This is a genomic window from Bacillus sp. FSL L8-0099 (assembly GCF_038006385.1).
GTDB classification, from domain to species: Bacteria; Bacillota; Bacilli; order Bacillales; family Bacillaceae_G; genus Bacillus_A; species Bacillus_A toyonensis.
This window is the reverse complement of sequence record NZ_JBBOVC010000003.1, coordinates 186842-205988: the sequence shown is the minus strand read 5'-3', so window position 1 is coordinate 205988 and position 19147 is coordinate 186842. Positions and strand designations below refer to the sequence as shown.

The following is a 19147-nucleotide window of genomic DNA, read 5'->3' as shown; positions in this document are numbered from 1 at the left end:
ATCATTATACAGAAAGAGAGATGAGGAAAATTGACTTTCTTAATTGAGGATGTAATAGACGGCGTATCCAGTCTTAAGGGTTATTCATTTGTAAATAAAATTGAAAATGGATACTCACCAGATAAAAAATACATAGTTACCATCGGAAAAAACAAATACTTTATACGTCTATCAGACCTGAAATATAATGAAAAGAGAGGTTTTGAATTTTCATTACTCAAAGAGTTGGAAAAATACGATGTACAAACTCATAAAGCAATTGAATACACTTTAGTAAATGAAGCAAATTTATCTGTAATGGTATTAAGCTATATTGAAGGAAAACCAGCTAGTGAAATAATAACAGACCTATCGGATACAGAACAATTGACTTTAGGTTTTGCGGCAGGAAAAGAATTACGAAAAATTCATCAACTAAATATTCACAAAAGCATTAACTGGGAAGAAGCTCAAACAAAGAAATTTAATTATTATTTAAATGAATATAAAAAGGATAGCTTTCAAATTACAAAAGAGCATAAAATACTCGATTTTATTGAGAATAATTTTCACCTTCTTAAATACAGACCACTAACTTTACTCCATGATGATTTTCATCTGGGGCATATAATAACCTTAAATACTGTCTTCAATGGAGTAATTGATTTTAATGGTTATGATTTTGGGGATCCATATCATGATTTTTATAATCTTTCATTGTTTAGCAGAAGACTTAGTATCCCTTATTGTATTGGACAAATTAAAAATTATTTTTCAAATGAACCTGACGATACGTTTTGGCGCCTATATGCTCTTTATGCAGCAATGAATATATTTTCTACTATTGTATGGACTAAAGAATATGATGAACAATCCTTTGATGATGCTTTGGAGAGGATAGATTTTATTTTGCAGGATCATGACTATTTTAATTTTGATAAACCCCTATGGTATAAAACTGTCTAAGTATAGTGATTCTTTCTTTTTGGGGAGCGCTAGCGTTTCGAAAGAAATTCACGCTAAGAGTAAACTTATTTATGAAAAATAAAGTTCTTTTCATTCAATAAAGTAGCAGATTTGAATTTATTTAAAGTTTATTTCTGGGAGGAGGTTAAGCAATGAGAGCACCATATCAAGTATTGATATTTCCTTATATAATAACTAAAAACTCCATTCAGTATGCCATTTTTAACCGAAGTGATTATGGTTATTGGCAAGGAATAGCTGGTGGTGGAGAAGAAGGTGAGACCCCTATTGAATCAGCAAAACGGGAAGCGTTTGAAGAGGCTGGTATTATAAGAGAATGCCCATATATAAAACTAGATTCTGTGTCTTCACTACCAGTAGAAGATGTAGTTGGAGGATTTCTTTGGGGAGAAGATGTTTATGTAATAAAAGAATTTTCTTTTGGAGTCAAAGTTCCTACAAAAAATATTGAATTATCCAAAGAGCATTTCAATTATAAATGGTTGTGCTTTGAGGAAGCAGTAACGCTTTTGAAATGGGATAGCAACAAAACAGCATTGTGGGAATTAAACAAAAGGCTGTTAAAACAATTAAAGTGTTAGCTAACAAAGCAGATAGTGCAACGAGAATTAAACAACTTAAAAAAGCTTTGCTAGATTACATATATGGCAAGGATTTTTTCTTAGCGTACGTTAATTAGAGTACCATTTATAAAGATTTTAATTATTCAATGGAGGAGCAGTTATGGAACGAGTCGATGTAGTATATGCGCTTATTTATGATGATACAAATGGAAAAATTCTTATGGTTGGAAACAAACGTGAAAATGGTAGTGAATGGAGCCTTCCAGGAGGAGCAAGAGAAAGTGGAGAAACATTAGAACAAGCTGTTATCCGTGAGACATTTGAAGAAACTGGGTTAACAGTTGAAATTGAAAATATATTTGCTATTAACGAAAAATTCTTTCCACATGCACATGCTGTAATCTTTACCTTTGTAGCTAGAATAGTAGGAGGAGAAATATCTATTCAAGACCAAAATGAGATTACTGATATTAGTTGGATAAACATAAAAGAAGCTGAAGAAATTATGTTTTACTTTCCTAATGGCGTTCAAAGTTTATTAGAAAAAGAGGCAGTAGCTCCTTATTATTTCCAAACTAAGTAGAACAAAAAGAGCAGGAACTTTCTCAACGTTTTTGTCTTATTTTTAAATTCTAATATAAGTAATTCTTTTATTATTATATGTTTGTTCTTTCCTGTTGCAGAATCCTTAAGCTATTAAGGATTCCTTTTTTGTATCTAAAATCAAAAATAAAAGGATGGGTGTTTTTGCCCATCCCCTCGAAAAGGGGGAATAAGGGGTTCAGCCGAGATATATACGTTATCTTAACCAAGAAAATTAAAATATGAATTTAAAAGAGCGAATTACTTTTGGTTTGAAATAAAGCTTGATTAAAAACAACTTAGGGATATGTGTACCCGATTTCCTTAACGTACAGAAAATTGACTTGTTGGTTCGTTACTCGTTAAAAATGTTTGTAAAGCTTCTAGAGGTTATATCAACTTGCATTTTATTTGCTAGAATACCATTTAGCTAACCACTCATTCCATTTATCTTTTTGAATAGTAATGGAAAATATAGTGTTTTTATCAGGCTTGTCAGTAAGACATACAGATGTATCATTAACAGATAAATATTGTCCGTGGTTATTTTTTAAAGAGAAGCTTTCAAATCCATAATTAACAAGTGTCCATACTTGTCCATAAGCGCGAAATCCTGTAACACCCACCTCACCATTTGTAGATGTAAGATAGGCTGCATTTGCTTCTATGTACACCTTATTAGATCCTTTTTCAATTGGAATAATTGTAAATGTGCTCCTATCTTTTGGGATCCAATTAGATGAAGCAGAAATATTCGTACTATCCTCCCATGTCCGCAAGACGTTATCCCTGTTTCTAATTTTCATAGAAATAGAAGGACATTCTTCATTTTTATGCTGTGTAACGACGCCGAGCTTATGTCTCTTTATCTCAGCAAGCTCATCAGAGGTATAACTAAAAATTTCAGATTTTTTTACTGGATTCGAAGTTATCGTTGCCAGTTTTCGTTTCCCTTCCGGTAGTGCATGAAAAAGTTTCGTTAGGTCAAAAGAAGCATTACCTGGTTTTATATTTGGAAATTCCTGTCTAATATACTTTAGAGCTAACGGACCATTCATTTGATCACTATTGTCACTCTTTAAGTAATATGTTTGCCAATTCGTAAGCGCAATACCAGTAGTCCCTTCATCTAATTGTTTTTGTGTAATATAATACACATCACGTTCATATAGATCTGAGGCATCTGGATTTAAGTCCACTATTATACCAGCTTGCTTAATCAGAAGTTGTTGGCCATGTTTGATTGTTTTATATTCAACTTTCCCATCCTTATAGAAAATTTTAATTCTCTTAGAAAAGTTTTGGTTTTTATAATAATCATACACACTAATACCAAATTCTCCTTTGTTAAAAGTAGGAGCTTTGTAAGCACGGTTTTCATTGTTAGCTGTATAATCATTTTTAGCACCTTGTTCTGATAAAAAAATAACAAATGGCTCTTTTAGAAACGTATCATAGGTAGCTCCAAATGTTGTAAGAATCGTTTCTCTTGTATCAACATCTGCTTTCGCTTTATGTTTTGTAAATGGGTTAAAACTGAATACAATCCCCATTGCTATTCCTACAGGGGAAATTTTTTTTATACTTCTCTTTATCTTTTCTTTCATGGCTTTGTCCCTTGCTTTCTAAATATACTGTTACCAACATGTTTAAATTAATATCGGTAAGTTTATCTTAATTTAAATACCTTTCATTTTTCTTTCGTAAATATTACAAAACCCTTTCATTGTTTCTCGGCCCAATACCAGCGTAGCTGTGGTTAGGGGCAAAATAATTTATTTTGTAACAAAATCGATTGTTTTTGATAATGGTGAATATAACCTTTTTATTTTTAACGTCTCACAATCTTTCTTTTTTGAAATGCATATTGATGTACTGACATTGCTACATAGCAGCGATTTATATATCGAAAAATTAAAATGGATTTATATAGAATGAGATCTGAATTACGAATCTTTTTAAATTAACAATATAGCAAGCCAATAAAATGAATGATGTATAGGTTGTATCTTCTTATATATAGTAGAGTTTAATGATTTACAATATTAAGAGATTCACCAAAAATCTTATTTTTCTGTAATTTTACGAAAGACTTTTGTAACATTTACGAAAGACTTTTGAAAGGCATTTAAAGTATGATGAACTTCTGAACGTTACATTCAGTGTAATAAGTAGGAAAAAACATACATACAAAGTGAGGAATGACGTTATGAATGAAAAGTACAAAAAAAGGATGCCAAAATTCCTACCTGTAGGAATTGCAATGGGGGTTTTATTCAGCGCTAGTCCATTAGCAGGTCCATTAACGGAAAATAAGGTGAAAGCAGATGTTGATACGTTTGGAACGATTGTTACAACATTTGGAGAAATATATGATGCGTTTCTTGCAGAGCCATTTGGGAAATGGTTAGAAGAAATAGACGTAAAAACTACTTATAAAGCTTTTAATGAAAACATTGCTTACAAAGCCCCTACTTTTCAAAAAGGTGAATTTGGTATTAGTGCATTTGATTACTATAAAAATAAAGATTTTAGCAAGAAGGTTAAAATTGCTTATGCAAATGGGAAAGTTGAATATAAAACAATCAAACATGGGGAACAAATTCGTATTAAAGATGCTGGTACAATAGTAGACTTAACTCCTGATGAACCAGAACTATCTAAACATGATATTTTGTATATTACACAAAAACAATTAGATGAAGGAAATACGGGTGTTTCACTTACAAATTTTAAAACCTATTATCTAAAAAGTGACAATAGTGGTGGTAGAAATGAGTTAGGATATAAATTTTTACAAAAAACATTCCCAAATGCTTATCATAATGGCATCCGTGATTGGGGTGTTAATGAGGATGAACTTTTCAAGAAACTACCAGAAGAAAAACGAATACTGGGAACAATTACTTCAGAGCCGGTAAGTAAAGAAAAGATTTTTTCTCTTACAGAATCGGATATTAATAATATGAATTATCGTATGGATGATATTCTCACACAACATAAAGAAGGGGAATACTCCTCTCTTTCGGTGAAAATTAAAACCGGCGATAGCTTCCTTCGAAGCTGGGAGGACGGTAGGCTTTCTAAAGCAGTTGGTGAGATTCCATTAGGCAGGGACCATTTTAAAATTATTCCAATTAAAAAAGGATCTAACAAAGTTATTTTAAGAGAAAATTTACAATACATTCCAAGTGTACTAGGTTCTAAGGGAGGAAATTATAATACTATCGGTCCTGATAAAGTATGGACACTCCATGATACAGGGCAGAATGGACTTTTTGTTTTACAAAATGACAAAGGACAATATTTATCTGTTGATGATTCCTCAGCAAAGTTCACTGATCAGTATAACGAAGCTTCTTTATTCAACGCTGATTTGAAGAGCGAGAAATGGAATAATTGGTTGATTAAGTGGTATCCGGGTAAAGAAAATGAAAAAACGAGCTATTATGGAATTCAAATAGTAACTGATGAAAAAGATGCAACTAAACAATTTGCAAAAGATTCTTCTGGGGACGCGATAGAAAACAGTTGGATAACATATGGTGGTTTTAAGTATTATACAGGTTCTGATGGAGTTCTCTTGAAAGGTTGGCATGATATTGAAGGGAAGACGTATTATTTTGGTTCAAATGGCGCATTCCAGAAAGGTGTGATTAACCCAGATATTGCTGGTAAGCAATACCACTTTGATTATGAAGGTGCTTTGCAAAGATCAGTATGGGAAAATCAAAAATATTCTGATCATACTGGAGCATTTGTTAAAGAAGGCCTACAAGAAATCGATGGTAAAATGTATTACTTCCAAAATTACAATGCAACTAAAGGTGAAATACGTCTAGAAGATCAAAATATCATTCTTCATTTTTCTGATAAAGGCGTACTTGAGAAGGCTTCTATGCTGAATGGAGAAGCGATAAGTGGTGTTGGGACTAATTTTACTCTTGATGGGAAAAAATATTACGTTAATCAAAATGGAGAAGTTTTACCTACAGGATGGCGTGATGATGGTGGTAAATATGGTAAATACTATCTGAACGATAAAAGTGAAAGGGTAGGAGGTCTTCAAGAAATAGACGGAACATTATATTACTTCGCCGACAAAGGTGAATATTTCAGTTATGGAACATTGTGGCCTAATTGTCGTGGTAAGTATTACACTGATAACAACGGTGCAACTAAGCGAAACTTCAAGGGTAAAACAGGTAATAAGAGTTATACGAATGGTAAGCTGGATGGCGAGGAGTACATTGAAACTGACGACTCGGGACGTATTACTGTTCATTCTTGGTAAAGTAACGGATTTTTAATAGCTTTATCTCTTATAAAGGGTGAAGTACGATGTGTAAAAGTGGGTCATATTATGCAGCTTATGCCTATTATATGACCCACTTTCATTTTATTCATTTCTCTGAGGTGTAACAAAATGCAACGAGTACATATAAAATTATCTCTCATTCAATTATTTCTATTAATATTGAACTTATTTATAATTTCTTCAGCCATGCCATTTTTACCTTGGTTTATCGAAAACGCTTTCGGATGGCTAGGGATAGTGGCTACCACTCCTTTCTTGTTAATCATCGGTAGAATCATGCCACGACTAAAAAAAAGCGAAGAGTTTTGCATAACAAGAACAAGGAAAGCTGTTCCTTTTATTGCATCTATTGTTTCACTATGCATCATGTTATTACCTACCACTGAATTATCGATTGTAATAGCTCTTACGGTTAATGGTCTCATGGCTATCATCACAATTGTATTTTTGTTGCAAGATTTCTATAGATTGAATAAAAAATATAAGTTCATAAGGTTTATTAGTTAATATCTTAAGTATCTTGGTGTTAAAATCTTTGTTTTACTAACCTTACATAAAGATATTAAATGTAAATAATAAATACGTAAGAAGTGATAATAATTTTTTAGAAATGGATATATTCTATAGAATCACAGATGATACTTGTTATCAATAAATTACCTAATAACCATTTCGTTTTAATGTGCGATAAATAGTAGTTCTATCAACATTTAAAAAATTAGCAATCTCCTGTTTCGTTTTTCCCTGATTAAGTAACTCGAGTATCAAATCAGTTTTAGACTTATTGATTTTAGGAGTTCTCCCCAGTTTTCCTCCATTTTCTACATACTTCATACGACCAGCCTGTGTTCGCTCTAATATATAGTTTCGCTCAATATCAGCGAATAAAGATAAGATTGTAACCATTACTTTAGTAGTCATGTCATCTTTCTTCCTTCCTTATATATAGCAAAGGGGGAATAGTTGTATAAAAGGAAGAGAAATATTTATTTTGTTATTTGATGTAAATAAAAAGTTGTAACAAGGAAAACCCCCTCATTTTTTGAGGGGGCTTCATCACTTCGTTTCGGCGTATAATTCATTTATTTCAAATGTTTTCATCTCAATATATTATAGTTGCAATCTCTTATTGTGAGTTAACAATTGCAAACATATTAACTGGAACTTCTTGTTGAGATTTAAATTGATATTTTGTACCTGGAATAAAAGAAATACCATAAGCATAGTCACTATTAATATATTCTTCAAATTTCTCATTTGGTTCAACAGAATATTTAACTTTACCTTGATAAATAGCGCCACGATAATAAGGATATCTATAATCTGTTATTGGATTATAATAGAATGTTCTTGTTTCTTCCACTTCGCTAGTCATTCCAAAAGTATAACCAAAGCTTGCAGTGATAGATTGATTTACTGACGCTATACCTTCAAGTCCCACTTCCATACCGAGCGTATAGGATAATCCTACTTGCACTTCATGAGACATTCCATGTCTTACTGTATGAGCCAAACTCATTCCTTGGTTTTTACCTACTAAATCTTGAGAAATTAAATCCCAACGATAAGATGATTGAACTTTAGCATCAATAGGATACCCCGAATTTTGGGTTCTTTCAATATATTCTTTTGATAGCCCTACTGTATATAACTTTTGTCCACTTTTGAAACTTTTAACCCTAATTTGAGTTTGGCCCCACCCACGACCATCCGTTATTTCATAACCATCTTTGGTAATAGTAATATCTTTCCCCTCATCGGCATGGACTACCTTTCCATCTGGTAACACTACTATACTGTTCCATTGAATGATATCATCAGCTACATGGATATCCTCCTTGGTTTCTTGAGCATAACGATCAATGTATACGTAATCTACAATATTCCCATCTTTTACATAACTAGAAGTACTAGTTGGAAATAGATCATTTGGATTATTAGGCAATGGAATTAAACTTTTAAAATCATTTGTTTGCTGTGTCTCAGCAAGCTGTTGCCCAGATGAATTAACTAATGATACTTTTTCTCTTACAGGAGCTGTATTAGAGCCATCAGCAGAAGAAAAACCTGGTGCTACAAATAATGCCGTACTTAATACAAATGCTGCGGGAATCATTTTTTTCATACGTTTCATGTTATCTCTCCTCTTTCTTCCTTCGTTATTTCTACATGACTACAAAAAGTGATATTATACTGTACATTGCTTATACTTTTATTGCGGAATAAAATCACTTTTGCTATGTAGAAACTGAGAATGCTATTTTTTATAAACATGATACTTTTGTAAATCTAGATGCCTTTAAAAATAACTGATTATTAAGAAAATTAAAACCAACATAATGTTACTTGCAACTTTACTGCACTTTTATTAGTTTCATCTTCTCCTTTCCTAGCGGTCATACCAATTACACCTTTATTAAAACATTAAATTTTTAGTGCGTAAATAGTAAGATTATGTCGTAAATAGTAAGATTATGTCTTATTTAGTCGGTAATTTTATTTTTCATATTTAATACAAGCAAGTGATATTATATCAATAAAATTACTGTTGAATTCTATTGCAGTATTTATAATAGTTATAACTTGATATATCTGTTAACAATTTAACTATTTTAATCTGGAAAATAATATTTAATATAACTTAAGTGTTACTAATATAATTTAATCATGCTCTGCATACAGGTTCCCTTTATTTGGATATGCAAAATTACATATCCGAAAATTAATGTTTATCATTATTTCATTAACTATAAACATTAACTGTGAAATGAAAAACAACGAAAATGGTGCTATATTAATAAAAAAGAAATGGAGTGAAAAATATGAATCAAGTTAAATATTTTATTGGTTTTGAAAAAACAGTAAAATTGTTTCAAGGTTTATTTAACATTTTTTATTGGATGATAATTATTGGAATGCTTCTGGTTTTAGGTATGATGATTGGGGGGATATTAGTTCAACCCCATACCTTACTTGACATTTTAACTGCAAAAGGCGGTACTATTTATTTAAGCTTTAATCATTCTTCTTATAAAGTTGATGTAAATCATATTCAAAACACACAAATTAGGACATTGATCATAAACACTTGTATAATAGGTGAAGTAATCCTAACAATATTATTATTTCTTACTGTACAGATAAAAAGAATTTTACAGTTTACAAGAAATAAACAACCCTTTTCTAAAAGTTGTATTAAACACATCCAATATTTAGCGTATGGGGTTATTATTTATAATGTTATCGTCGGATTACTAATGAATATTTTGGGGTTTTTATTTGTAAGGACACTTCATTTGTCTGAAACCACAATTTCTCTTAATTTTAATTTTGAAATGATGATAATGGGATTTCTTCTTTTATTTTTGTCTCATATTTTTAAATATGGTGCATATTTGCAAGAAGAATATGATTCTACTTTGTAAATTTTACGAGAGGTGCTATTTTATGGCTATTATTACACGATTGGATCGGGTATTAGCAGATAGGAAAATGCAATTAGGAGAATTAGCCGATGCTGTGGGAATATCTGTAGTCAATTTATCCAATTTAAAAACAGGTAAAGTAAAAGCTATTCGCTTTTCTACACTTAATGCAATTTGTAGGGTTTTAAATTGTCAACCTGGAGATATCTTAGAATATGATGATTCTGAAAATGATGAAGATTTATAAAAATTCAAACTATAGCTTTTTCTTTTTTTATATATTTATGGTAAGGCATCTATAATTCCTGTTGAAGAGTAATCTGTAATCCCATTAAAATAAGTGGTAATTTTACGTGGGGTTAAGAGTGTAGATTCAAAAAGAGATAAAACACCTTAATCAGTGTTCTTATCTCTTTTTTACTTTATATGATGGGGCCTAATAAGGATTCTTTTATTTGTATCAAAGATCCACAAATAAAAAAAGATAAGATCGGGGAACACGATCTTATCTTCAGCACAAGGAGTAAACAAAAAGATAATCATCATATTTTTATTATAACCTACATTTGTTAATTTTGAATATTTAACCATAATTAACAAATATATTAACATTAAGAAATTTATTGCAGAATTAGCTATAAATGATTCAAAACTCCAATGTAAACTTTTAGCCATTAGTTTATATTCATTCCCTTGATTGTATTGAATTTATCGCAATTTACCCATTCCCCTCAAAAATAACTAGAAAAGTATACATTCAAAACACTACAAATAAAGAGGTCAGGAACTCCATGAACAAACACAAACACCTTATTAATAAACAACTGATTCGAAGTAATTCATATTATTCAGAGGACTATCCAGAGTAATAATGACCGATACTAAAAATAGATATAGACGCTTAGATGAAATGGGTGATTAGTATGTATATGCCGATGGAACAAGAGGTTAGGGCATATTTAGTTATAGGTTCCTGTCTTGTAGTGATAGTTTCTTTAATACTTTTTATTTATTGGCTCATTAAGTACAGGGAAAAAAATATCATCTGGTTTATTGCACATTTCTTAGCCCTTGCTTTAAGCTTATTCCTTCTGATAAATCTTCTAATCGGACCTAATTTTTCTAATTCCCCTATGGCATCAGAGGAGAATTCACTTCAACTGGCCTTATTAGGAATCACTTGGATAGTAAGTATTATTTTTCTCTCAAAAGGAATTTTGGAGTTTATTAAACGAAACGTCCGTAATTAAAAACAGCAGTCAATCTATTTAGAAATCTAGAAGATTCCCTTTTTTCATTTAAAATCAACACCTAATATATAATGTACATCCTGAAGGAAAATGAATATATTTTTATCTTTTTTATTTTCTAACTCAACGTAATGAATTCGTATTTTTTTGTAATTGAGCTAACAAGTTATCTTTGAAAGACATGAACAATGGCTCACTTTCTTTTTTGGGAGACCACTGCATTATGAGCGGACGCTGTATTTTAATTTCTAATGGTTGAATAACAAAATCATTAATAATTTTTTTATTTAGACCTGATGAGGGAACAATTGTTATACCGTTAATTTGTAATGTGAGAGCTAACGTAGAACTAATCGTCTCAGACTCCATCACTTTATTTATTGCTATTTTATTTTGCCTCAAATAAGATTCAATCACTTCTTTACCGTTGGAAAGAAGCATGATAAATGGATATTTTTCCATATCCTCAGTTGTCAAATTAGATGGAACTGATTTTGTAGAAACCATGACATAAGGATCCTCACCTATTACTTGATAATGGAATCCAGGAATTAATTTTTCTTTCAAGGTAATAGAAAAATCAGCATTACCGGTAGACATCCACTCGAAAATTTCTTGACAACTACCTTCTCGAACGGTAAGAACATATTTACTTTGATTTAAATTCTCTAGTTCTATACATTCTGCTAAACAGTATACCGTGAATGAAGGATTTGTAGCTAATACTATTTTATTAAAACTTTTGTTTTGCAATTTAAAAGCTGTACTTTCAAGATTTTCGTACTCGTTAAGAAGTTGATTCACATAAATTAAAAATTCCTGTCCATTTTCAGTTAGTAGCGTACCTTGCCTAGAACGATCAAATAAAGTTAAAGAATATCGTTTTTCCAATTTATTAATGATATGTGTAATAGCTGGCTGTGTCATGTGTAATTCTTTGGCTGCTACACTAATACTTTTAAATTGAGCCACATATTTAAAAACTTTAAAATCAAAAATATTCATTCTTTACTCCTTATATAAACGATATTTATATCATCCATAAATAACCTTGATTATATTTATCAATGTGCCTGATATACACTGAGTATACTTCATTGCAAGAATTGATGAAACTTATACGTATAGAAGGAGTGTTGGTTAAAATGAGTACTTACGTTTTCGTACATGGAGCATGGCAGGGAGAATGGGCATGGGAATTAGTGAAACCTCAGCTGGAATCATTCGGACATAAAGTAGTTACATTAGACTTACCTGGAAGTGGAAAAGATATGACACCGCCACAAGATGTAACATTGGATTTATATGTTGAGAGAGTAATCGATGTTATAAATCAACAAAATAAAAAAGTGATTCTTGTTGGACATAGTATGGGTGGAATTGTTATTACGCAAACAGCTGAATATGTACCTGATAAAATCGATAAATTGGTATATCTTTGTGCATTCTTGCCACAAAATGGTGAAAGTCTTGGAGGAAAATCGGCAGGTAAAAAAGGACCAAGGACGTTAGTAAACGAGAGTAACATGACTGCAGAGCTTGACCCTGAATATATCGAACAAACCCTTTTAAATGCTACAAAAGATGATGCTATTAAACTAGCCACTATTAAACGAATGCGTCCCCAACCTTTAGGACCATTCCAACAAGAGCTAAAAACATCTGCAGAGAAGTTTGGAACTGTCAATCGTGTCTATATTGAAACTACATTAGATCAGGCTATTCCACTTGCTTTCCAACGTATGATGTATACAGAAACACCTTGTAACAAAATCATTACTATAGAGGCTGATCATTTACCTTTCTTTTCTAAAACAATGGAACTTGTCCAACATCTAAATCAATTGAGTCAAGATTAATAGATAATAAAGGTATGTACGGTCTAAATTATAATAATTTTTCATATAAACCGATTATATAAGAAATATAATCGGTTTATATTTCCTCACAGTGTGTAATAAATTTATAGTTTATTATCAAATTAACATACATCTAGATTAAAAAGAAGATGTTAAACAACCGTTAAAAGGGGAATATTATGAGAGTTCAAAGGATGCAATGGGCAGGGATATTATTTGAAGACGAGGAACATGTTTTAATGATTGACCCTGCTTTTAAATTTAATAAAGAATTTTTAGGTTTGCCACTTGAAAAAATATATGACTTTTCAGTATTTAAAAAACCAGATTTGATTTTAATCACGCATCTGCATCATGATCATTTCGATCCTGAATCAATCCTGGAACACTTTGGGGAAAATATACATTTAGTTGTACCAAAGCCATGTCTTGAAGAGGTAAAATCAAGAGGGTTTAATATGGTAACCGGTTTACAAATTGGTGAAAATATTAAATGTGGGGAATTCGAAATTTTTGCAGAGTATTCGGTCGATGGGGCAGGAGATGAACAAGTATCGTGGATAATTAAAAATCGTAATCAGACATTTATTCACTGCGGAGATACTTTATGGCATGGACGTTGGTGGAGTATAGCTAATACGTATGGACTAATTAATATTGCTTTCCTTCCCGTAAATCAAGCCATTGTTAATAGGGGGAAAGGCATAATTCCTAGTAATCAACCAATATGTCTTGGACCAGAGGAAGCTATATCTGCGGCAACAATACTAAAAACAAAGATATTAGTTCCAATACATTACGGAACATTTCATAATCCTCCTATCTATAATGAAACAAAATTACTAATTGAAAGATTGGTATCTGGTGAGAAAAACTTTGAAATTAAATTTTTAAGAAATAAAGAAGAATTTATATATGAATCATAATCATAAAGATATTAAACGATTGATTTATACAATATCATATGATTTTTAGATTTTGGTGCAAATATAATCAAATTTGAAAAGAGAGCGTCAGATTCCGTTAGGAATCCACTGTTATGCAATGAGACTGAAGAGAGTGTTGATAAGTTGTATCTAATTTCGGACAGGAATTACAGCACTCTCAATATGTTCATGAATTATATGTATCGATAACATGAAATTTATTTTCTTATAGTTAATTACTCCTAAATATATTCATTTCTGTAAGAATCCTATATTCTCCTCTATTTACCTATTCTTATAATTTTCATAAATTATTATAGTGTTGATTAATTAAAATGGCGAGTCCGCTACTTTTTTTATTTAACAAAAAAAGAACCTGCAAACCCGCAGATTCTCCTGATAATGATTTATATAAGTAAGACCTGAAAATATAATACAATAATTTGAAAATGAGTTCAAGTAAATAAAAAGGACCCTCTGGAGTTTGGGTCCTTTCAGAAGTGATGATGTTTCCTCGGCTTAGGAACTGAGAAAATACAAAAATATAATACATCGAGATTTAGAGAATTTCAATACCTAAATTAAAAATTACCGTGGGGTGGATGAATATGGATAGGTAGCGAATCCACTGATTTTTTTATTTTGCATAGAAAAAAGGAACCTGTAATGGCTCCTTTTCACAATGCCACCTTTTATGGATGCATTTTTTAGCTCGACGGCAATGTGGTGTTACCTCAAAGATAATTATTTTATTTGAAGGTTGTAGTTTTAGAATAAAATTTGATTAAAAGACTCCTTTTAATTTTTGTTTAGCAACAAAAAAAGCAACTCCATTTTGATCAATCTTTTTTCAAAATGGAGTTGCTCTTTTAATATAAGAATGTAATTTTTATAAAACAGATTGATCGGGCAAATACCTCAAAGATTAGTTAGAGGAAGTGATTCCCTTCAGAAACTCATTTGTCTGCTTCAGACTAAGTATACTGGCCGGAGAGGCCATATCAAACTGATAGCCGTGACCCGCTTTTATCTCGTTGGGATCGAAAAATAAAGAAGTAACTGGGACGTCTTTTTCTTGAAGTGTAGCGACGAAAGTCCTGGCTTGTGTTTCAAATGAATTCGTGTTGCCGTCGGTTACAAATGCAGGAGGGAAGTCTTTAGTGATATACTTTGACAGATTTAAGACATCAAACTTCGGATTGTCCATCCAGTTCTTATCACCCAAAATGCCCCAGCCCATACGTTTGATTATGAATTGTTGCACGGGCTTTAGATCACTATGCTGAAATGCTGTAATATCGTAGGGGGCGCTATATAGTAATAAGCCCTTGATTGTATTCGTCGATACGGATTGCGGGACTCCCACGAGATTTGCATATTCAGAATTGGTTTGGGTCAGGGCAAACTCCCCGGCCAAGAAAGCCCCCGCTGAGGAACCGGCCAAGATCACCTGCGATGGGTCCAAGGGGTATTTTTGAGCTAACTGCTGCAAATAAGACAATACCTCGCCGGCTTGCTTCGTCTGATCAAACAAAGTGGCCCCTGGCGCTAACTCGTAATTCATGGATACTACAGCAAAGCCTTTCGAGGCTAGCGCCCTTGAATAATCGGCAGGCATATACTTGTCTCCACTAATAAAGCCTCCACCGTGGATAAAGATGATCACAGGCAGTGGCTTCGAATCAGTTTGAGGAAGGTAAAGGTCCAATTTATTTTCTTGGTACTTGGATGGATATGAGATGTCAGAGAGAACCCGAGTTTGTTTCATAAGAACGGGCAAATCGGATGGATGGGAGCCAAAATTTTCAGGATTATTCTTGCTAGCCAGCATTTGGAGCGCCCAAATGCTCGGCTGAGGTGTCCAAATGGTGAACGCAGCTGTGATTAGAGCAAGCATCAAAACAACAATCCCTGTAAACTTGACTAATTTGAAGTTGCGCTTTTTTTCTATTCGTTGGTTGGGTATTTGTACTTGTGTCATCAATTAACCTCCTACATCCATGTCCTCAGTCTGAGTATAACCGGTTATTTTTAATATAAATTTCATGGACGGTATCGTTTATTTAATTATATCGCTTCTAAACTGAACCCTAATTCAAAAACTTATTTAATTAAAGCGCCCTTTAATTGAATAACAGAGGAGTTTCTATTAGCTAGTTTAGTCGAAAAAGGAAAAATATTAAGGTTGATATACAAAGACGTGTAGTGATCAACATATATACTGTAGTAATGATTATAATAATACTTATACTCATTAAAGACCATTCTATAACTGGAGAAAAGCATCCGTTCGTACTTAATGTATAAGAACTTACACCTAGTATTATAAAAAAGGGTCTGCTCAAACTTAAGCAGACCCTTTTCCTACTTGGAATACAGACGGAAAAACGGAAAAATTGCACGTTAAATTTTCAAAGCTTGATATTCTTTGGTGGGAATGTAATTATTACTGAAAATGATCCAGTAGAACAAGAAAGACGTATTAGATATAATGATTTCGTTGCCTATGCAGTCACTTTTCAAAATGTTGTTGCTATAACTATGATTTTATGACACCTCAAAACAGAGGGATATCGATTCTCACGAGAAAATCTGGTGATGTTAAGCCCATATATGACGAAGCATCTAAAACGTTTTGGCGATTATGTGATTGATTTACAAAACATTCCGTAACCAATAGAAGAGAATATAGCTGTATAAAAGATAAACAGGTCAATCTTCGGAAATAAATTCCAGTCTATAACCCGTATTTACCCGTATCTCGGTTGAACTCCTTATAGGGAAGCGTTTTTTAAATGAATACAACTATGAATTAACTTTAACTGTTCTGTTTATATATTTTCTCACTTTTGTTTTCTACGCGATGTATAATGCTTTCTCCTTCAACATCAATGTTAGGCAAAATTTTATCCAGCCATTTTGGCAAGTACCAGGCTGACTTACCCATGAGAATCATGACTGCAGGTACGATTGTCATTCTCACGATGAATGCGTCAAAGAAAACACCGAATGTAAGAGCCATACCTATGGATTTAATGATGGTATCAGGCGCCAGCATGAATCCAATAAATACAGACATCATAATTAATCCCGCTGCGACTACGACTCTCCCGCTCTCCCGCATTCCTTCTACAATAGCTCTCTTCGGATCACCTGTATGCGTATATACTTCCCGCATCTTGCTCACTAGGAACACCTCATAGTCCATGGCGAGTCCGAACAAGATGCCAATCAGAATGACAGGCAAGAAGGCTAAAATTGGACCGGCAGCCGGGAACCCAAATATATTTTGGAAATGGCCATCCTGCACGAAAAAAACCACGGCTCCCAACGTAGCACCAAGAGAAAGTAGAAACCCTAATACGGCTTTTAATGGAACGAGCAGAGATCTAAACACTAGAACTAAGAGTACATACGCAAGTCCCACAATAAGGGCAGCGAAAACTGGCAAGGCGTCACTCAGCTTTTGCACAATATCAATATTCATCGCTGCTGTGCCCGTTACCATTAGTTCAATTTCATTTTTTTTCTCGGTTTGGTTCGATTTGTCCCTGATTGCTTTTACCAAATCCTTTGTCTTTGTATCGTCAGGTCCAGCTTTTGGTGTAATAGAAATCATATGAATCTTTCCAGAAGGCCCAGGGATAGCTGGTGTCACACTTTTCACGTCAGGTAGGTTACCCAATTCTTTTGCGATGGTGTTCATAGCATTTTGCGTTTCAGCTGTTGCTTCTTCTGATTTTGCTACTACCATTAAAGAAGCATGAAATCCTTCCCCATACGCTTCCGTCAATAAATTATATGCTCTTCTTTCTGTCGTTTCTGTGGACTTTGTTGTTCCATCAGAAGGCAGGCCAAGGTTCATATGGAAAAACGGAATTGAAATCACTGCAAGTAGTCCGATTGAGAAAATCGTAACAATCAAAGGACGTCTTATGACAAATTCTCCCCATTTATTTGAACCAGCATGTTTCTTACCTGCCCCAGTCATCTTTTGCAAGAATCGATTTTGTTTAGATGGGGCAATCTTATGGCCGACAAGTCCCAAAATGGCTGGTAATATGATGACGGAAACCAACACAGCTGCAAGCACAGTAAAGGCAGCGGATACGCCCATCGCTGTCAGGAATGGAATCTTTGTAACAGACAGTCCCAAAAGACCTATAATAACAGTTAATCCCGCGAAGATTACGGCACTTCCCGCTGTTCCCGTTGCGATGGCAACAGATTCTGGAACAGAATCTCCTTGTGCAAGCTGCTGTCTAAAACGATTGATAATGAAGAGTGCATAGTCTATGCCAACTGCGAGTCCCAGCATGGCAGCTAATGATAAGGAAACGGATTGGATTTCCACATAATTGGTTCCAATCATGATTCCTAGCATTCCAATTGCTAATCCGATTATCGCAGTGAGAATCGGCAGTCCAGCTACTAGAAGAGACACAAAGGTAAATGCCAGGACTACGAAGGCAACAAGAACTCCGACAATTTCAGTCATACCTGAAGTCTCAGAGTCAGAAAACGTAACATCGCCTCCTGATAACTCCGTTTGAATGCCGGCATCCCTTGTTGTTTCAATACTATCTAAAATCTTATCCTTAGAAGCTTCTGTAACTTTTTCTGCTTTTACTTTGTACGTAACAACTGCATATCCAATTGTCTTATCTTCACTGAGGTTCTGCAGTTGCATCGGTGCTGCCACAGAATCAACAGCTGAGTCTTTTTTTATCTCTTCAAGAACTCCTGCAATTCTCTGTTGTACTTCCGCTGACTCCAAGGTTTCGTTTTTTTGAGCTTTAAATACGACTTTTACTTGGGCACCTGCTGGTTGCATCGCTTTAAACTCTTTTTCAATTACTTTTCCTGCTTTATCTGCCGGTGTATTTGGAATACTCAGCTCGTCCTTGAAAGAGGAACCCATGTTGACTGCAAAAAGTACTAATGCAATAAGAACTGCGAGTGCACTGAATACAACCTTTTTTCTATGATTTACTGCCCAATAGCCTAATTTATACAGATATTTTGCCAATTGAATCTCACCCTATTCTTATCGAAAATTTTACTTTTTCTTACGTTGTAATCAACAAACACTTATTTACCTATTATTAATATAATAAGATTTTAAAATATTTATTATAAATTGTATCTGAATACCCCTCCCTATTTATAACTTGTAAAATGGCGGTAAACTTCCCATAGGAAACAACGGAAATGGCACACATTGACAGCAATAATGTCCTTTTATACAATGACGTTAT

15 protein-coding genes and 1 pseudogene are annotated in these 19147 nt (G+C 33.2%); 9 read left to right on the top strand and 7 right to left on the bottom strand.

The features are described from left to right. Positions 1 to 30 precede the first annotated feature (30 nt). The 3 genes from MHH42_RS30200 (at position 31) to MHH42_RS30190 (ending at position 2112) form a co-directional block, all read left to right on the top strand. Positions 31 to 945: an aminoglycoside phosphotransferase family protein gene (locus tag MHH42_RS30200; RefSeq protein WP_098060357.1), complete on the top strand. Its 915-nt coding sequence runs from the start codon at positions 31 to 33 to the stop codon at positions 943 to 945. Positions 946 to 1097: 152 nt separating this feature from the next. Then, positions 1098 to 1547, top strand: coding sequence for an NUDIX hydrolase (locus MHH42_RS30195; RefSeq protein WP_098060358.1), 450 nt, complete (start codon positions 1098 to 1100; stop codon positions 1545 to 1547). A 142-nt stretch (positions 1548 to 1689) separates the two neighbouring features. Then, positions 1690 to 2112, top strand: a complete 423-nt coding sequence (locus tag MHH42_RS30190; protein WP_098637324.1) for an NUDIX hydrolase — start codon at positions 1690 to 1692, stop codon at positions 2110 to 2112. 406 nt (positions 2113 to 2518) lie between these two features. Here MHH42_RS30190 and MHH42_RS30185 read toward each other — a convergent pair whose 3' ends face one another. Next, complete coding sequence (locus tag MHH42_RS30185) at positions 2519 to 3718, bottom strand: hypothetical protein (RefSeq protein ID WP_340895282.1); 1200 nt, start codon at positions 3716 to 3718, stop codon at positions 2519 to 2521. Positions 3719 to 4320: 602 nt separating this feature from the next. Between MHH42_RS30185 and MHH42_RS30180 the strand changes: the two genes are divergently transcribed. Then, the gene (locus MHH42_RS30180; RefSeq protein ID WP_340895279.1) at positions 4321 to 6405 is read left to right on the top strand and encodes an N-acetylmuramoyl-L-alanine amidase family protein; all 2085 of its coding nucleotides are present in this window, start codon (positions 4321 to 4323) and stop codon (positions 6403 to 6405) included. A gap of 164 nt (positions 6406 to 6569) precedes the next feature. Here the strand turns inward: MHH42_RS30180 and MHH42_RS30175 are convergent, their stop codons facing one another. From MHH42_RS30175 to MHH42_RS30165, 3 genes are all read right to left on the bottom strand, one after another. Next, on the bottom strand, positions 6570 to 6797 hold the full coding sequence (locus tag MHH42_RS30175) for a hypothetical protein (RefSeq protein ID WP_340895277.1): 228 nt from the start codon (positions 6795 to 6797) through the stop codon (positions 6570 to 6572). Positions 6798 to 7089: 292 nt separating this feature from the next. Beyond that, positions 7090 to 7350: a helix-turn-helix domain-containing protein gene (locus MHH42_RS30170; RefSeq protein ID WP_340895274.1), complete on the bottom strand. Its 261-nt coding sequence runs from the start codon at positions 7348 to 7350 to the stop codon at positions 7090 to 7092. Positions 7351 to 7555: 205 nt separating this feature from the next. Next, entirely contained in the window at positions 7556 to 8563 is a 1008-nt protein-coding gene (locus MHH42_RS30165; RefSeq protein WP_340895272.1) for a hypothetical protein, read from the bottom strand. 688 nt (positions 8564 to 9251) lie between these two features. Here MHH42_RS30165 and MHH42_RS30160 point away from each other — a divergent pair. Beyond that, the gene (locus MHH42_RS30160; RefSeq protein WP_340895271.1) at positions 9252 to 9854 is read left to right on the top strand and encodes a DUF2975 domain-containing protein; all 603 of its coding nucleotides are present in this window, start codon (positions 9252 to 9254) and stop codon (positions 9852 to 9854) included. Between the two features lie 22 nt (positions 9855 to 9876). Continuing rightward, positions 9877 to 10101 carry a helix-turn-helix domain-containing protein gene (locus tag MHH42_RS30155; RefSeq protein ID WP_070144214.1) on the top strand — a complete coding sequence of 75 codons (225 nt, stop codon included), beginning with the start codon at positions 9877 to 9879 and terminating at the stop codon, positions 10099 to 10101. 1126 nt (positions 10102 to 11227) lie between these two features. On the opposite strand, the gene MHH42_RS30150 is transcribed toward MHH42_RS30155, so the two are convergent. Then, entirely contained in the window at positions 11228 to 12109 is an 882-nt protein-coding gene (locus MHH42_RS30150) for a LysR family transcriptional regulator (RefSeq protein ID WP_340895269.1), read from the bottom strand. Between the two features lie 140 nt (positions 12110 to 12249). Between MHH42_RS30150 and MHH42_RS30145 the strand changes: the two genes are divergently transcribed. Then, positions 12250 to 12963: an alpha/beta fold hydrolase gene (locus MHH42_RS30145; protein ID WP_098129135.1), complete on the top strand. Its 714-nt coding sequence runs from the start codon at positions 12250 to 12252 to the stop codon at positions 12961 to 12963. A gap of 179 nt (positions 12964 to 13142) precedes the next feature. Then, on the top strand, positions 13143 to 13889 hold the full coding sequence (locus MHH42_RS30140) for an MBL fold metallo-hydrolase (RefSeq protein ID WP_340895266.1): 747 nt from the start codon (positions 13143 to 13145) through the stop codon (positions 13887 to 13889). A gap of 925 nt (positions 13890 to 14814) precedes the next feature. Here MHH42_RS30140 and MHH42_RS30135 read toward each other — a convergent pair. Further along, on the bottom strand, positions 14815 to 15870 hold the full coding sequence (locus MHH42_RS30135) for an alpha/beta hydrolase (RefSeq protein ID WP_098072283.1): 1056 nt from the start codon (positions 15868 to 15870) through the stop codon (positions 14815 to 14817). Between the two features lie 428 nt (positions 15871 to 16298). Here MHH42_RS30135 and MHH42_RS32515 point away from each other — a divergent pair. Then, positions 16299 to 16562, top strand: a pseudogene (locus MHH42_RS32515) (Tn3 family transposase); the annotation flags it as partial. Between the two features lie 145 nt (positions 16563 to 16707). Here the strand turns inward: MHH42_RS32515 and MHH42_RS30130 are convergent. Beyond that, complete coding sequence (locus MHH42_RS30130) at positions 16708 to 18918, bottom strand: MMPL family transporter (RefSeq protein ID WP_340895264.1); 2211 nt, start codon at positions 18916 to 18918, stop codon at positions 16708 to 16710. Between the last annotated feature and the right edge of the window lie 229 nt (positions 18919 to 19147).

What these genes read in the sequence shown, in the direction of transcription:
- MHH42_RS30175 (WP_340895277.1), bottom strand. Translation starts at nt 6,797, where the DNA reads ATGATGCATAGTGAAACAATAGATGCAATAAAAGGAACAGCTTTCCTT.
- MHH42_RS30195 (WP_098060358.1), top strand. Translation starts at nt 1,098, where the DNA reads ATGAGAGCACCATATCAAGTATTGATATTTCCTTATATAATAACTAAA.
- MHH42_RS30155 (WP_070144214.1), top strand. Translation starts at nt 9,877, where the DNA reads ATGGCTATTATTACACGATTGGATCGGGTATTAGCAGATAGGAAAATG.
- MHH42_RS30140 (WP_340895266.1), top strand. Translation starts at nt 13,143, where the DNA reads ATGAGAGTTCAAAGGATGCAATGGGCAGGGATATTATTTGAAGACGAG.
- MHH42_RS30160 (WP_340895271.1), top strand. Translation starts at nt 9,252, where the DNA reads ATGAATCAAGTTAAATATTTTATTGGTTTTGAAAAAACAGTAAAATTG.
- MHH42_RS30150 (WP_340895269.1), bottom strand. Translation starts at nt 12,109, where the DNA reads ATGAATATTTTTGATTTTAAAGTTTTTAAATATGTGGCTCAATTTAAA.
- MHH42_RS30135 (WP_098072283.1), bottom strand. Translation starts at nt 15,870, where the DNA reads ATGACACAAGTACAAATACCCAACCAACGAATAGAAAAAAAGCGCAAC.
- MHH42_RS30180 (WP_340895279.1), top strand. Translation starts at nt 4,321, where the DNA reads ATGAATGAAAAGTACAAAAAAAGGATGCCAAAATTCCTACCTGTAGGA.
- MHH42_RS30185 (WP_340895282.1), bottom strand. Translation starts at nt 3,718, where the DNA reads ATGAAAGAAAAGATAAAGAGAAGTATAAAAAAAATTTCCCCTGTAGGA.
- MHH42_RS30145 (WP_098129135.1), top strand. Translation starts at nt 12,250, where the DNA reads ATGAGTACTTACGTTTTCGTACATGGAGCATGGCAGGGAGAATGGGCA.
- MHH42_RS30190 (WP_098637324.1), top strand. Translation starts at nt 1,690, where the DNA reads ATGGAACGAGTCGATGTAGTATATGCGCTTATTTATGATGATACAAAT.
- MHH42_RS30165 (WP_340895272.1), bottom strand. Translation starts at nt 8,563, where the DNA reads ATGAAACGTATGAAAAAAATGATTCCCGCAGCATTTGTATTAAGTACG.
- MHH42_RS30170 (WP_340895274.1), bottom strand. Translation starts at nt 7,350, where the DNA reads ATGACTACTAAAGTAATGGTTACAATCTTATCTTTATTCGCTGATATT.